At 37.5% G+C, this 15,628-nt stretch carries 13 protein-coding genes and 1 riboswitch; of the genes, 6 read left to right on the forward strand and 7 right to left on the reverse strand.

The window, feature by feature from the left end; all coding sequences use genetic code 11:
- Positions 1 to 14: 14 nt before the first annotated feature.
- Positions 15 to 199: riboswitch (cobalamin riboswitch) on the reverse strand.
- Between the two features lie 200 nt (positions 200 to 399).
- Positions 400 to 861, forward strand: a complete 462-nt coding sequence (locus LQV47_RS17185) for an Lrp/AsnC family transcriptional regulator (RefSeq protein WP_230039064.1) — start codon at positions 400 to 402, stop codon at positions 859 to 861.
- Positions 862 to 1,017: 156 nt separating this feature from the next.
- On the opposite strand, the gene LQV47_RS17190 is transcribed toward LQV47_RS17185, so the two are convergent.
- On the reverse strand, positions 1,018 to 1,506 hold the full coding sequence (locus LQV47_RS17190) for a hypothetical protein (RefSeq protein WP_230039066.1): 489 nt from the start codon (positions 1,504 to 1,506) through the stop codon (positions 1,018 to 1,020).
- 282 nt (positions 1,507 to 1,788) lie between these two features.
- Positions 1,789 to 2,292, reverse strand: coding sequence for a GNAT family N-acetyltransferase (locus LQV47_RS17195; protein ID WP_230039068.1), 504 nt, complete (start codon positions 2,290 to 2,292; stop codon positions 1,789 to 1,791).
- Positions 2,293 to 2,449: 157 nt separating this feature from the next.
- Between LQV47_RS17195 and LQV47_RS17200 the strand changes: the two genes are divergently transcribed.
- A complete protein-coding gene (locus tag LQV47_RS17200; RefSeq protein ID WP_230039070.1) occupies positions 2,450 to 2,947 on the forward strand; it encodes a hypothetical protein in 498 nt (165 codons plus the stop codon).
- Between the two features lie 65 nt (positions 2,948 to 3,012).
- On the opposite strand, the gene LQV47_RS17205 is transcribed toward LQV47_RS17200, so the two are convergent.
- Positions 3,013 to 3,861, reverse strand: a complete 849-nt coding sequence (locus LQV47_RS17205) for an AraC family transcriptional regulator (RefSeq protein ID WP_230039072.1) — start codon at positions 3,859 to 3,861, stop codon at positions 3,013 to 3,015.
- A gap of 89 nt (positions 3,862 to 3,950) precedes the next feature.
- On the opposite strand from LQV47_RS17205, the gene LQV47_RS17210 reads away from it, so the two are divergent.
- The 4 genes from LQV47_RS17210 (at position 3,951) to LQV47_RS17225 (ending at position 7,590) form a co-directional block, all read left to right on the forward strand.
- Entirely contained in the window at positions 3,951 to 4,934 is a 984-nt protein-coding gene (locus LQV47_RS17210) for a polysaccharide deacetylase family protein (protein ID WP_230039081.1), read from the forward strand.
- Between the two features lie 67 nt (positions 4,935 to 5,001).
- Positions 5,002 to 5,388, forward strand: a complete 387-nt coding sequence (locus LQV47_RS17215) for a DoxX family protein (RefSeq protein ID WP_230039083.1) — start codon at positions 5,002 to 5,004, stop codon at positions 5,386 to 5,388.
- Positions 5,389 to 5,577: 189 nt separating this feature from the next.
- Positions 5,578 to 6,513 carry an NAD-dependent epimerase/dehydratase family protein gene (locus LQV47_RS17220; protein WP_230039086.1) on the forward strand — a complete coding sequence of 312 codons (936 nt, stop codon included), beginning with the start codon at positions 5,578 to 5,580 and terminating at the stop codon, positions 6,511 to 6,513.
- Positions 6,514 to 6,681: 168 nt separating this feature from the next.
- Entirely contained in the window at positions 6,682 to 7,590 is a 909-nt protein-coding gene (locus LQV47_RS17225; protein ID WP_230039094.1) for a helix-turn-helix transcriptional regulator, read from the forward strand.
- Between the two features lie 179 nt (positions 7,591 to 7,769).
- Here the strand turns inward: LQV47_RS17225 and LQV47_RS17230 are convergent, their stop codons facing one another.
- The 4 genes from LQV47_RS17230 to cysI form a co-directional block, all read right to left on the reverse strand.
- Positions 7,770 to 8,561 carry a hypothetical protein gene (locus LQV47_RS17230; protein WP_230039096.1) on the reverse strand — a complete coding sequence of 264 codons (792 nt, stop codon included), beginning with the start codon at positions 8,559 to 8,561 and terminating at the stop codon, positions 7,770 to 7,772.
- 357 nt (positions 8,562 to 8,918) lie between these two features.
- A complete protein-coding gene (locus LQV47_RS17235) occupies positions 8,919 to 10,436 on the reverse strand; it encodes a TSUP family transporter (RefSeq protein WP_230039102.1) in 1,518 nt (505 codons plus the stop codon).
- 5 nt (positions 10,437 to 10,441) lie between these two features.
- Positions 10,442 to 13,318, reverse strand: coding sequence for a TonB-dependent receptor (locus tag LQV47_RS17240; protein ID WP_230039104.1), 2,877 nt, complete (start codon positions 13,316 to 13,318; stop codon positions 10,442 to 10,444).
- Positions 13,319 to 13,941: 623 nt separating this feature from the next.
- Positions 13,942 to 15,615, reverse strand: a complete 1,674-nt coding sequence (gene cysI, locus LQV47_RS17245) for an assimilatory sulfite reductase (NADPH) hemoprotein subunit (protein ID WP_230039113.1) — start codon at positions 15,613 to 15,615, stop codon at positions 13,942 to 13,944.
- Positions 15,616 to 15,628: the final 13 nt, after the last annotated feature.

The raw sequence follows: 15,628 nt of genomic DNA on the forward strand, positions 1-15,628 counted from the left end.
TCAGACCGCGAAAGCATTGTCAATTCAGTAAAGGCAGGTCTCCTGACTTGTAACAGTTTCTGTCGTCCTTCCCGCTTAGGCAGTGGATCACAAGGACAGAACCCTTTGGTATGTTACTTACAGTTGCGCGACAGCTCGTGATTTGCACACGATTCCCTATTAATTTACCTTACGTAAAACCTCTCCTGTTTGATGAAGTATCTGTAAAGAACTATTCTGTATCAATTACATTTTCTATCTGTGCTAATAGAAGATTTTAATTTTGTGTAAATTTACAAATACAGAATAAACGAATAATAAATAGTTTTAAATAAAGCAAATAAATCTGTATAATTTTATTTTAAAAGAATATAATTCTGTAATTTTGAATAAAATTAATACTAAAAAGAATAATATCCTGTGGAACATCTTGATACCAAAGATATACAGCTGCTGAGACTGCTTCAGAAAAATGCAAAACTTACCGTTAAGGAGCTTGCCAAAGAAATTAATCTTTCCCCTTCTCCTGTTTTTGAAAGGGTGAAACGTCTGGAACAGGAAGGCTATGTGAAAAAATATGCTGCGGTTCTTGATCCGGATAAACTTAACCGGGGTTTTACCGTTTTCTGCCAGATCAAGCTGAAAATTCATGACCGTTCTGTAGGCTATGATTTCGTTCATGAAATTCTGGAAATAGAAGAAGTGGCAGAATGTTATAATATTTCCGGAGATTTTGATTTCCTGCTGAAAGTTCAGGTCCGGGATATGAAACATTATCAGGATTTTGTATTCAATACACTGGGTTCTGTAGATTCTATCGGAAGTACGCACAGTACGTTTGTAATGGCAGAAGTAAAAAATACCCATGGATTAACAATCTGATATTTTTGAGTACAATTTTGAGTACAATCGTTTTTAGCGGGTAACAGGTATTTGGAGAAAATAAAGGAATAAATGGGTGAATTCCTGTTGTTTCAGGAGAAAAAGAAATAAAAATAAGACAGAAACAGTTTATTAAAATTGTTTCTGTCTAGGCTCCTATAAAGGTGAAATGTACACTTCTATTTTAGTGCCGTCATAATTAAAGGTTCCGTCTGAATTTCTTTTACCTAAGAAAACCCAGTCCATATCTACGGGAACAGACCATGCTGATCCTAAAGAGAATCCGTTTACAGATCGGATTTCATTACCATTTCCTGTAGTAATTGCTGAATGAAACCATGTTTTGTCGATAAGTCTGTAGAAGCCGATTGCTTTTCCTGCCGGAATGGGAGCGTATCCATCCCACTTTTCTCCTTCCGGATATCTGAATACAGTCAGCCATTTTTGTCCTGCTGATTCAGCAAGCTGATTCGGGCTTATCCGGGCACCTCGCATGTATAAAGCATAAGCTACTACATCATGACATACGCCGGTATTATACTTTGAGATATTTTCTGCGCCTGACAGAACGGCATGAGCAACGGGTGCTCTTTCTGTTACAGACAGCTGAGCTTTCCTTGCTCCTTCTGGGGTTACAAATGACATATTAATAATTTTGTTTGGTTATTGTAAAGATAGCTCTTTTAAATTTAATGCTAGTGAACTGTTGTTTTGAAGGAATTTATTCGAATTTAAAGTGGATTTTCAAGAATTTTAATAAGAATGTAAGTACACACTAAATAATTCTGAAAGCAACATAAAAGTGTAAAAGCTCTGTTTAAAAAAAGAATATAGTCTGAAATTCTGCCCTTCTGATCCCCATTGAGGAACCCGGAAAAACCTTAGTTACCTTATTAAACGATGTTAAACCTGTCTGTAAATAAAATATTAAGCTTCCAACTGAAAAAGTACCATAGTCGCATCATGATAATGGGCAGGAAGCCCTTCGGTATCAGCTATTTTTTTAGCGCCTAATTGGGTAAATCCGCATTGTATATAATAATCAGCCAGTCTTTGGTTTCCTGCTGTGGTATCCATTCTTACATATTTTTTCCCACTTTCCTTTGCGAATTGTGCCGACCATTCAACAATCTGTTCCACAAATTTCTGTCCTCTGAAATTTGGATGGGTAGCAATCCTGTGAATATAAACGGCAGGATCTGCATTTCTTTCTTCCCAAACCTGAGGATCATTAAATGTGATGCTCCAGACACAGGCAATCTGTCCGTCTACTATAATTTTCCAATGGCGGTTTTCTTTAATTTCTGTTTCTATCATGCTTCTGTCAAATTCCGGCCATTGTACCCCGGATACTGTTTTCTTGAAATCAGAAGCCATTTTATAAAGAGCAAAAACTTCATTAATATCCTGTAGAAAGGTGTTCACTATCATTATTACGTTATTGTTCTTCAAAAATACCAAAAAATAAACAGATGTATATTTATTATTGTTATTCAGAATGGGTATAAATTCCATTCTATTGCAGACTTCCGTTGGGAAAAGAAAATAAAAATACTATTTTTATCGTCCGATAAAGAAAACACACACTATGCCGACTGATGCTTCTCTCAAGCTGATTCCGATGACAACCTTTGTAATTGAATACTATTCTAATGAAGGGTATGCCGATCTTCAAATTTTAAATTTGATGAATAATTATGCTAATTTTCTAAGAAAACCACTCTATCTTGGAATGTTTGTTCCTGTAGATAAGCAAGGAAATGTACTGAAGGAGCCTAAAAATTATGCTTCCTGGAAGTCCCTGGAGCATAATGACGGAAAAAGAACGGATGTGGTAGGATTTGAAGAGTATGCAGAGTATCAGCAAGCAGAACAAAAATGTATGTTTGAAGGTTTTAAAGTGGATTATAACGGCTACTCAAAGGTGAGAATCGTAGCATCATATGATCCTTCCATAGAATTATCTTTTAATAAAAATGATATGATTCCTCTGGGTTTCAATGATGTGGAATCTCTTACTGTTTTTGATGATATTTATTTGACACCTGATGCTTTAAAAGTGATTGGAATAAAAAATAAGCGATAAACTAAACATCACCTGCAATATCCTGATTTTAATACAGTTTATACTTAATTTAAGTATTTTCAAGACTATTTATTTTCTTTTCTAAACTCAGACGGAGACTTCTGTTGATAGGCTTTGAATATTTTATTAAAATGGCTGGTATCATTAAAACCCAGTTTATCAGCAATTTCATTGATATTGTAATGACTTTGCAGGAGAAGCTTCTCTGCTGTTTTTATTTTGTATTGAATGATGTGCTGCTGTATTGAAAACCCGGTTTGTTTTTTCACATAAATACTGATGTAGTTGGGAGAAAGCATAAATTCTTTAGCCAGGTTCTCAATTTTCATTTTATCTGTATCCAGTACATTGACATTGATATAGTACAGGATCTTTTCAATCCTGCCTACATGCTGAAAAATCCATTTTTTATGGGTGGTGGTTTCCATGGTATTTCTAATCAGAACCGTTATAATTGCTGAGAAGATATCCGTTAGAATGTCTTTATTATATCTGCTTTGATGACTGAATTCATAGAGGAGAATATGGGCCAGCTGTAACAGGTGAGCTCTGTCAGCTTTATTGTTGATGGCCGACTCATAGACAAAAGACCGATCTTCCATAAGAAGCTGAATGACCTTTTTTAATTCATTCTTTTTATTCATCAACAGGTTTTCCCATATATATTGCTCTGTAAATTTTATATAGATAAACCTTGTTTTACTTTTTATAGAAAACTCATGCCCGTCACTGGGTCTGAGCAGAAAGACATCGCCTTTTTTATAAGGAAATACAATACCGTTCAGGTGGTGGAATCCTTTTCCTTTCTCAATGATAATCAATTCATAGAAGTTATGATTATGATATTCAACATCCCATACTTCTTTTTCAATACTGAAAACATTAAAGGAATTGAAATTAACAATGCGTTTCATAAAGAATGGATTTTTACAAATTTACCATTAATTTTTACAATATATAATGATTGAATACTAAGCAATTTTGCAGAACAAAAATATTCGAAATGAACTATATAAGACAATCAGCATGGTTGCTTTTCTCTACCGTATTCCTGGTTTCCTGCTTCAGTAATGACGACAGGACCCAAGGGGGAAATAGTAACCCAAAGGAAACACAAGTCAAAGGAAAAAATTATTGGCCCAATGGTGCTCAACTGGTTATTTCCGTCTCTATGCAGTTTGAAACCGGTGGACAGCCTGAAGGTGCTGAAAGCCCTTTTAGCGGGACTCCCCTTCCAACGGGCCAGCCGGATCTTCCTGCGGAAAGCTGGTACCGTTATGGGGCCAATGAAGGCATTTACCGTATGCTGGATCTTTGGAAAAAATATAATATTAAAGTAACATCCCATATGGTGGGAACTGCTGCCGAAAAATATCCGGAGGTTGCCAAAGCCATTGCAAATGGAGGCCATGAAGTAGCTGCCCATGGTTTTACCTGGGATAATCAGTGGAATAAAAGCTATACTGATGAATTGTATTTTGTGAAAGAAGGTGTAGACGTTGTTGAAAAAATAACCGGAAAAAGAGCGGTAGGCTATAACAGCAACTGGCTGAGGAGAAGTCCGAATACATTGAAAGTACTACAGGAACTCGGATTTTTGTACCATATAGATGATGTAAGCCATGATGAACCTTTCATTACTAAAGTTAAAGGGAAAAATTTCATGGTAATACCTTATACCATCCGGAATAACGATATTGTGAACATTGAAGGCAAACACTGGAGCCCTGATCAGTTTCTGGCTCAGCTGAAATTTGAGTTTGACCGTCTCTATGAGGAAGGGGCTTCTAAAAGGAGAATGATGAGCATAAGCTTTCATGACCGGATTGGCGGAACGCCTGCTATGATTCATGCCATGGAAGAGTTTATCAAATACACTCAGAAAAAACAGGGGGTTGTTTTTATGAGAAAAGATGATATTGCCAAAATGGTGATGAATGATCCCAGGACTCCTGTGGATAACAGTGAAGAGAAGTATAATAAGTAAGAGAGCATGTACTGTATACTTCCCTTTCAGATCCTCAAAAATAATATAACACATAAAAATAACAACAATGAATAAAAGAACCGGATACTTTTTCCTTCGTATATCAATGGGAATCAATTTTTTTGGACACGGGCTTGTGAGGCTCACCAAATTACAGGATTTTGCAGGCGGAATGACAACGGGTTTTGAAAAAAGCTGGCTGCCACAGGTATTGGTACATGCTTTTAGTACAGCACTACCCTTTCTCGAGTTTACAATTGGTCTGCTGCTTATGATAGGTTTCAAAACCCGTATTGCCACGATGAGTGGAGCATCACTCATTGTGATGCTGCTTTTCGGGTGCAGTACAGTTGAAAACTGGGAGGCCATGGGAATTCAAATGATCTATGCCGGATTATTTTATATCCTGATCAGCAGAATAGAGGATAATAGTCTTGCATTGGACAGGAAGTGATACCATGGCTGAAGGTGAGAAAACTTTTCTCACCTTCAGCCGTCTTTCAGAGATTGTGTTACAAATTCCGATGATTGGGATACCTATTTTTTCCGATGATGCCCGAATTTTGTATCAGAAATAAAGATGGTTATCAATGGTATTTTACTGATGATCAGTTTTAATAAGAAACTCTGAAAATAAAATAGTATGCAAACAATATTAGGAGCCAATGGGCAGATTGGGCAGGAACTGGCAAAGGAACTGAAACGGAACTATACCTCCGATATCAGAATCGTCAGCAGAAAAGCCGTTAAAGTAAATGATACCGATACTGTATTCTCTGCAGACCTCACAGACAGAAATAAAGCAATAGAAGCGGTAAAAGGATGTGAAATTGCTTATTTTACACTGGGACTTCCTATGGATACGGATTTATGGGAGAAACAGTTTTCAATGATTCTAAGAAATGTAATAGATGCCTGTATTATCAATGGAACGAAGTTGGTATTTTTTGATAATACCTATATGTACCCTCAAAATAACAAGGTCCTGACGGAACAGACTGCTTTTGCCCCTGTAGGAAGAAAAGGAATGGTAAGAAAAGAGATGACCGACATGCTTCTAAAGGAAATGGCAGCCGGAACTATAGAAGCGGTGATCTGCAGAGCGCCTGAGTTTTATGGACCTGGAAAGACACAAAGTATTACCAACAGTCTTATTTTCAATGCCATTAAAGAAGATAAGAAACTGAAAGTTCCATTGAGGGATGACCAACTTCGAAGCCTGATCTGGACCCCAGATGCCAGCAGTGCTACTGCTTTAATAGGAAATACGCCCGATGCTTTCGGTCAGACCTGGCACCTGCCTGTAGATGATCATAAACTGACCTATAAACAATTTATGACACTGGTTTCTCAGGTATATGGGAAAGAATTCCGGTATTCTGTCATTCCTAAAATAGCTTTCAGAATAGGTGCCCTTTTCAATAAAAATGCAAAGGAACTGCTGGAACTGCTTCCAAGATATGGGTATGATAATCTGTTCGATGATTCTAAATTTAGAAAAAGATTTCCCGATTTTCAGGTAACGACCTACAGACAGGGAATTGAGCAAATCCGAAAAGAACAGCTGGCAGCAAAGTAAATATATTCTTAGAATAAATCACCCTATTTTAAACCACAACTCGAAAATTCGATGCAGTAAAAGTCACAAAAGATTTTAGCACTTAGGTGGGAAGATCTCCAAAAATAAAATTTTGTACCTTTTTCATTCAATTATCAATACATTTAAAGTGGTAAAAGCAGAAAGCCAATGAAAGCACCTGAAAAAATAACCTCCATTACGACACTGCATCTTTATTTAAAGCTGGGAAGATCTTCCCATCCTTTGATCAGTGTTTTTGACTTTACTGAAGTTTCTGCTGATCCTAAGAGTCTTCGCAGTGCTGTAACTACAGATTTCTATGTTGTGGCCATTAAGAATGATTGTGCAGGAAAATTTAAATATGGCCAGCAATATTATGATTTTCAGGATGGTATCATGTATTTTATTGCTCCCCATCAGGTGGTACAGTTTGAAGATATTTTACTTTCCGAAGTCAAGGGCAGTGTATTGCTTGTTCATCCTGATTTTTTACAGGGATATCCTGTAGCATCCACGGTAAAGGAATATGGCTATTTTTCATATGCTGCCCATGAGGCTTTACATCTTTCTGAAAGAGAAGAAAAGTCTGTTACGGATATCATTGATAACATCCGCAGGGAAACCGAAAATAATATGGATGTTTTCACTCAGGATTTATTAGTCTCCAATATTGATTTGCTGCTGAAATACTGTGACCGTTTTTACAACCGCCAGTTTCTGACCAGAAAGAAAATGAATCATGATCTTTTGATTCAGCTTGAAGGGTTACTGAATGATTATTTTAAAAACGACAGATTAATTATGGATGGAATCCCTACTGTACAGTTTATTGCCTCAGAAATGAATATCAGTCCCAATTATTTAAGTGATATGCTTAGAGTTCATACAGGCCAAACTACGCAGCAGCACATTCAGAACAGGCTGATTGACAGAGCAAAGGAATTACTGTCTACAACAGCGATGACCGTGTCTGAGATTGCTTATCATTTAGGATTTGAGCATCCACAGTCTTTTCACCGTTTATTTAAAAACAGGACGGCAGTTTCACCGCTGGAATTCAGGCAGACGTTTAACTAAAAATAGCTTTATAAAAAGAAACACTTACTCTTAAGTCCTATGAGTATATTACTTATTTGGCCTTTGAAGGAGCAGTTACTTTCACGAGTCTGTAGTTCTTGTAAATATAATTGACCGGGCTGCATCATTCCCTGTACTACTCCATCTTTTATACTTTTAAATTATGACGGGATGTGCCCTTAGTCCTTTTTTTCTTTATCCAATTCTTCCTGAAATTCAATTAAAGCTTTTGTGGTACCGGATTTTAAACTTCCGTTTTTTTCTCCTTCTTCCCAGGTTTTAAAGGCTTTTTCTCTTAATCCCAATGTAAAATAATAAGTTCCCAATACGGTATATCCTTCAGGTTCTCCAAGATCTATAATTTTCTTTGATAGTGAGAGTAGTTCAGGATGAGGTTTTATTTTTTTTGACGCAATGTTTACAGGATCTGTTAGAAGACCAGGAGTATATTGCAGCATTTTTAACCCAAAAAGATTCATACAAGCCTTTGCTAAGCCTTTATTACACAGGTCTTCATTGATTTTTGAGGTTTTACCGGAGGCTAATGCTTCAAAATCAAGATCTGACCCTGTGGAACTTTTTGTTTTGTCATAATATTCGGCTAACAGCTGGGCTTTCTTTTGGGCATCTGCCGGATGACGTCTGTTATTGATTTCTGAGCTGTCTTTTTTGGGAATCCAAACTCCTTTTTCAACCCAAGCTGAGATTCCTGTAAGTTTTCCTTTTTTGATCTTGAAAATGAAGATACTTTTATCCGGATAAATGATCAGGCTGTCATTTCTTGTAAAATAATCCCCATAATCCATATCAGCTATCAATACTTTTCCATTGCCATCGAAATTAAAACTATTGTAAAGTGTTTTATCATTACTTGCCTTATAATAACCTTGTAAAGAATTATCTGCTTCCTGCGCTGATAACATATATGCTGAGAAGAATAGTATGGTTAAGAATAATTTGTTTTTCATCATTTTCTACTTCTTTATTATTGTAATAATTATTTTTTTACAAAGCTATTGAATAGAAAGCGAATTTAATTAGTCAATTTCAGCTATTTTTATTCATTACTTATTGCATTATTCACCCATGATCTGAATACAATTCCTAAAGAGCTTATACCCATTAAGGCAGAGACCGGCATTTATGAAATGGATCCTTTTACATGGCTAAGCTATTTTCTCTATCTTCCACAGACCCTGTATTTACTGTTCCTGTCCCTTTTCCTGTTTCAGGGATGTACCGGATTGGGAATTGATAAAAAATAAGCTCCCGTTATGAATCCTATTTAAACCGAAAAAGCTCCCAAAGGAGCTTTTTTTATGCCTGTATTATAATAATGATTTTATGATGGTGATAAGACTCATGACAATAACAACTACGCCTACTACAGCAAACATTTTATTAGTGGGTAATTTCGAGGTAAGCATCGCTGAAAACGGAGCCGTAAAAACGCCTCCCAACAGAAGCCCCAGCACAATATTCCAATGATGAATCCCAATGGTGAAAATAAAAGTGATGGCACTGGTGACCGTTAACAGGAATTTAGCAACGGTTGAGCTGCCTACCACATACCTTGGAATTCTTCCTTCTTTTATTAATGTTCCGGTAACCAAAGGCCCCCAGCCACCGCCTGCAAAAGAGTCTATAAAACCACCCACCAGTCCCAATACTCTGAGATTCGTTCTCCGTTTTGTTCTGATGCGGCCTGTTTTTTTGTTTTTAAAGGCATTTTTAAGGATATTGACTCCCAGATATAACGTATAACAAGCGATAATAGGCTTCACGATGTGGGCATAGTGTTCACCATAATGAGATAGGGTTAATGCTCCGGTAATGGAACCTACGATGGCTAGCGGGAACAATACCCACACCATTTTCTTATTGACATTTCCTAATTTGTAATGGCTGAATCCTCCGGCTGCAGTGGTAAATGATTCTGCAGAATGGATACTTGCGCTCACTACGGGTGGCGGAACATTGAGCAAAAGCAATATAGTAGTACATATCACACCATATCCCATTCCCATAGATCCGGCAACTATTTCTGCCATAAAACCTGCAAAAAGCATCCAGTAAAAGATATGACCATCTTTACTCAGGAAATTCTGAATATCACCGGAAAGATTGAACTGATAAACAACAAGCCCAAATATTCCAAACAGCAGCAAAACGCCGATAATCACCAGATAAATATTCGCCTTTCTCTGGGCTATTTTGGTAATATTGATCAACTTTTCAATTTCTATATTTGATGTTGCCGGAGAGGCCGTTCCTTCAGATAAATACTGGGTAGTTATTTTATTGAGCTCTTTTACTTTATAATTGAAGTCTCCCTTTAACTGGTTTCGGATATTGTGCATATTATCAAGTATATGCTCCATTTCATCAGGAATGGTTTCTGTAAATATTTCTCTTAACCTCTTGGCTATGGTTGGTGATTTTCCGTTGGTTGAAATGGCAATTTTAAGGCTTCCTTTTTTCACAATAGATCCTAAATAAAAATCACACAGATCCGGTTTATCTGCAATATTGACCAATACGTTATTCTGATGGGCCTGTTCTTTGATCTGTGCTGCCAGTGCAATATCATTTACTGCTACAATGGCCAGATCAATATTCTTAAAATCATTCTCGTTGTAAGGTCTTTCATGCAAAGTTACATTAGGGTATTGGTTTTGTAAAACCCTAACTTCCGGAATGATGTCTTTAGCCACCAGTTGTATGGAGGTTTCAGGTGAATTTCCAAGTACTGATTCTAATTTTTCAAGAGAAACCTTGCCACCACCAATGATTAGTAATGATAAATTTTCAAGCTTTAAGAATATGGGATATAGTGAGTTATTCATCTTAATTAAAGTTTTAAATCATAGGTGAAAGCGAGATAGTATAACCCTCCGATTTCAGGTCCGGCGGCGTACTGAAAATAACGGCGGTTAAGCAGATTGGTGGCCCCTACTTTTATATTCGCATGGATCTCAGGAAGTTTCCATGTTGCCTGGGCATCTAGGGTATAATAAGCCGGTATTTCTCCTGAAGCTAAAGGACTTTCCCACATAAAGCTGTTTTGCCACCTTGCGACCACCGTAAATCCAATATTCTTAATAATTTCCCTGTTGCCCACACTTATATTAACCATCCATTTCGGAGTATTGAATGCCGTAATAAATAGATCCGAATTGTTGTTGGAAGCAAGATCATTATAAGAGATATTGGTGTTGATGTTATAATTTTTAATAACATTATACCGGACTCCTAAAGAAGTTCCATAGCTTTTGTAGGTCGTGTTACTGTTTGTATAGACCCTGTATCGGTCCTGTTTGCTACGGTCCAGCATGGCAAGCACTGCCGTATTGCTTCCTACCTGGCTGTTTTTAGGAACGGCAACTTCTACCTGGCCGAGGAACCCTTCGTAGATATTGTAATAAAAATCCCAGTCCAGTACAAGTTTATTATTAAAAAATACAGATTTATAGCCTACTTCAAATGAATTGATCTTCTCAGGTTGTAGTTTTTGCAGATTAGCGACCGTTAAAAGCTGTTGACGGTCCTGTGCTGCCTGACTTTGACTTTTTCCTCCGTCTACATCCGCATTTACAGCAGAAGTAAATCTGTCAATAGAAGCAAGCGTATAAGAATTTTCCAGATAGCCTAATCCTTCATTTACTTTAGAAAGGCCTCCCACTCTTCGTACATTTCCGTTATTGACAAAGGAAAGCGCCTCAAAAAGTGAAGGAAAACGGTATCCGTTTTGAAAGGAAGCCCTGAAGTTATGTTGGGTAACAGGAGAATAGACGATACTTATTCTCGGGTTAAGCTTGGATTCAAATTCCGGGTTTCTATCAACCCGTAATGCTGCATTCAGTTTTAACTTATCATCAAAGAAAAGTTTGGTAATCTGTGCAAATACACCATACTTCTGATAGATAACATCTTTCCCGAATGTACCGTTGGCCAAAGGAATATTTCTTTCACTCACCGGCCTGTTGAAGTCTACGAAGTTGTTCCCATCTGGAGTGATGCTGTATAAACGGTAATCTATACCGGCAAGAAGATTAAATATTTTTACAAAGCGGGTAAGATCATAGGTAAGCTCGCCCTGATAAAAACGCGATTTTTGCTCCAGCTTGGCGCCACCAGTTGCTGGTGCTCCTGCAATTCCGGCATTGGCAGAATCCCAGTTATTAATTCCGATAATGGTATTTTTTAACTGTTCAAAAGCTGCAGTTCCCGGTACTGCTCTATTTTTATCGGCTTCCAGACGGGCCAGAATAAAAGCATTATTGAGACTTTGCCCCGCATTGAGATTATTCTGAAGGCTTGTCTGAAATATATTTTTCCAGTTGGTATTCGAAAGGTTGGTAAGATCCATGTTATCGGCTAAAGGTTTCAGGTTATAGGAATCTCCTGTATTTTCAATGGAGACATAAGCCCTGAAAGTCAATTCTTTGCCCGTAAGTTCTATTTTATGATTTTGAACGGTAGCATTCTGTAGCCTGATTTTATTCCCCCTTTGAAATGTCCCGTCCAGTAATCCGTACCGGTAAACATAGGAAGCTCTCCACTGATCTCCAAAGCGGTAATACAGCCCTGCATCAAATTTTATATTTTTTACCTCAGGACTTACCAGGTCTTTTTCCAGGTATCCTGTTCTGGAAACATTGAAAGTAGCAGGTTTTCCGTTATAATCAACTTTTACAGCCACTCTGTTATTTCTTTCGTCACCATATTTATTCCAGAGATCTTCAGCAGTATTATTTGCCAAAGAAAAATGAGGATTGGCGGTGATCAGTAAATTGGGATTTTGATCTGTCTGATTGTCTGAAATCCAATCTACTCCGCTGAAATAAGAAGCATTCACTTTAACAGCCCAGTTTTTGTTGAAAACTTTTGCAAACCGAATGGCACTTTCTCCCAGAGAAGATATTTTATGACTGACATTGTCCACATGATTGACCCCACCCCGAAAGTAAACACTTACTCCCTGAGAGGTAAAAGGATCTTTTGTCTGGAGGCTTGCCAATCCGTTGATGGCGTTCATCCCATACAGTGCAGAAGCCGCTCCCGGAGTCACTTCCATAGACTGAATGTCCAGTTCGGTAGGCCCTATTGCATTTCCCAATGGTACTCCCAGCGTTGCAGACTGTACATCTACGCCATCCACCAGCTGCATAAACCGGAAATTATTAGGTGAATTGAAGCCCCTGGAATTAGGGATCTTCAGGGTGAGACTTGAAGTCAGCAATTGAAGCCCTTTCACGTTTTCCAGCGTTTCATAAAAGGAAGCAGCAGGACTTTCCCGGATCGTTTTGATATCAATTTTCTCAATGGCAACCGGTGATCTCAAAATTTTTTCGGGAGCTCTTGATGCTGAAATAACAACCGCGTCAATAATGGTATTTTGAGGATTGAGTCCTATGGTTATTTTGTTGGTAGATGAAAGAACTTCAACCGTTTGGTTCGAAAACCCCTCTTTATTAATCACCAATCTGAATGGAATGGTAACTCTGGTTCTTATCTTAAAATTACCAAGTGGGTCCGTTAATGCTGTATCTTCTGTATTTTCAATCTGTACTTTTACTGAGTCAAGACCTTTACGGGTACCTGTATTCCTGATGCTCCCTGTTAATTCAATAAGTTGCTGCTGTGCTTCCGCCAGGTTAAAAAATAGAAATGTAAATGCAATAATGCCTGCTTTTGGTAGAAAGGCTCCTTCTTTTTTGTTTTTCATTTTTCTTCATTTTTTAGGTTGAGAATGAAGCTGTCTGAACTTTTTTAATAAAACACCATATTTTCTACCACAAAACCTTAAACACTTTAGTTTTTTTCAAGTGAAAATCTTCGTGTATAAGAAGTACATTAAGTTTTTTGAAAATCTCTGATTTTCCTAAGTATTTCAATTTAAGTACGGTATATTCCCCTCCTCCGGAGGGGTGGCAAACCAAAGGTTTGACGGGGTGGTTTTACTACATTATAAAAGTTAAACAGCCTGATTGGTATTGTTATCTGAGAATCAACAACAGATACACATTCGTTCGCCTAAGAGAAGATAGTGTTGGTTTATTTTTTTCCGGTCATAAAAAAGGCTAGTCATATTTTCAATTTTAGTTTTTTAATGTAGGGACGTATTTTAACCACAAAAGGGACAAAAGTTTCAACACTTTAGTTATTTTTTAAGTTAAAAGCTTTGTGGATAGTAAGTGCACTTCAGTTTTCTGAAAATCAAAGATTTTCTGCTTCTGTGAACTTTTTATACTGCATCATTTTAAACTGACTTAGGTGAACTAAAGTGTTTAAAATAAAAACTTTTGTGACTTTTGTGGTTTAGAATAAAAAGTTTAAACACCTGTTATCTCAATCTAAAGTTTGTAAGTAACGGTATGAAAAATCACCAAATGTTTCTTCCGTATGTCTGTCCTGTACATATCTTCCAAAAAGCTCATCCAGTGTCGCAAGAATCTCTTCTTCGCCAATATTCTCTTTAAATTTTGTATTAAGGCGCATTCCCAATCTATCTCCTCCGATATGAAGATTATATTTACCATAAGCAGTCCCTACAAATCCGATTTCCGCATTGGGAGATCTTCCACAGCCATTGGGGCATCCCGTCATACGGATGGTAATATCTTCCTGTAAAAGACCGTACTTTTCAAGGATAGGCTCTATTTTTGTGACTAAAGAAGGCAGATAGCGCTGAGCTTCGGCTAAGGCAAGTGAACAGGTGTTTAATGCCACACAGGCAACAGAATTTTTACGAAGGGCACTTGCCTGATCGGTATCATCTGAAATCCCATATTCTTTAAGAAGGTTTTCAATTTCGGTTTTATCCTCTTCATTGATGTCAGCAAGAATAAGGTTTTGGTTACAGCTGAAACGGAAATTAAGTTTCCCGGTTTGGGCTATTTTTAATAATCCTGACTTTAAAGGATATTCCTGGGTATCTAAAACGCGGCCATGTTCTACAAATAAAGTATAGAACCATTTCCCTTCATGGTTCTGTATCCATCCGTAGCGGTCTTTTCTCTGTTCAAACTTAAATGTTCTTGCCGGTTCAAAACTAAAGCCTGTTCTTTTTTCTACCTCAGTCCTGTACTGGTCAATTCCAAGTTTGTCAATTGTATATTTTAATCTGGACAGTTTTCTGTCACTTCTGTTTCCAAAATCCCGCTGTACCGTGATGATTTCATAAACAGCTTTTAAAACCTTTTCTTCAGTATCTACAAATCCAAGAACGGATGCAAGACGGGCATAGGTAGCTTCATTTCCATGAGTAGCACCCAATCCACCTCCGGCCGCAATATTATATCCAACGATTTCATTGTTCTCAATAATGGCAATCAAGGCTATATCATTGATGAATACATCCACATCATTATTCGGAGGAACAGCAATTCCTATTTTCAGTTTTCTGGGAAGATACCTATCCTGATACAGCGGATCTTCTTCAGCTTTTCGATCTACAATAAGCTCATCATCAATCCAGATATCATAATAAGACTGAGTCTTCGGAAGACACATTTCACTGATCTTGCCAGCCAGTTCATAAGCCTCCCGGTGCAATGGAGATTCAGAAGGATTGGCTGTACAGGTTACATTTCTGTTGACGTCTCCACAGGCTGCAATAGAATCAAGATGCTGCAGATTGAAACTCTGAATGGTTGGTTTTAAATGTGATTTTAAAATACCATGCAGCTGAATGGTCTGTCTTGTGGTGATTTTTATAGTTCCTGTAGAATGATCTTCAGCTGTTGCATTCAAGCCTATCCATTGATCTGAGGTTAAAAATCCTCCGGGAAGCCTTAATCTTATCATATAAGAATACAGCCATTCCAGCTTTTTGGAAACCCTCTCTTCCCTTCTGTCTCTATCGTCCTGCTGATACATCCCATGAAACTTGATCAGGGTCTGATCATCTTCTCTGATGGCTCCTGTGAAATCATCGGAAAGGCTTTCCTTTAATGTTCCCCTGAGGCCGTTACTTCCGGTTTTAATTCTTTCTACCGGTGAAAGGTTATCTTTATTGCTCATAATTGTTTTTTAT

Source organism: Chryseobacterium sp. Bi04, from assembly GCF_918698085.1.
Taxonomy (GTDB): Bacteria; Bacteroidota; Bacteroidia; order Flavobacteriales; family Weeksellaceae; genus Chryseobacterium.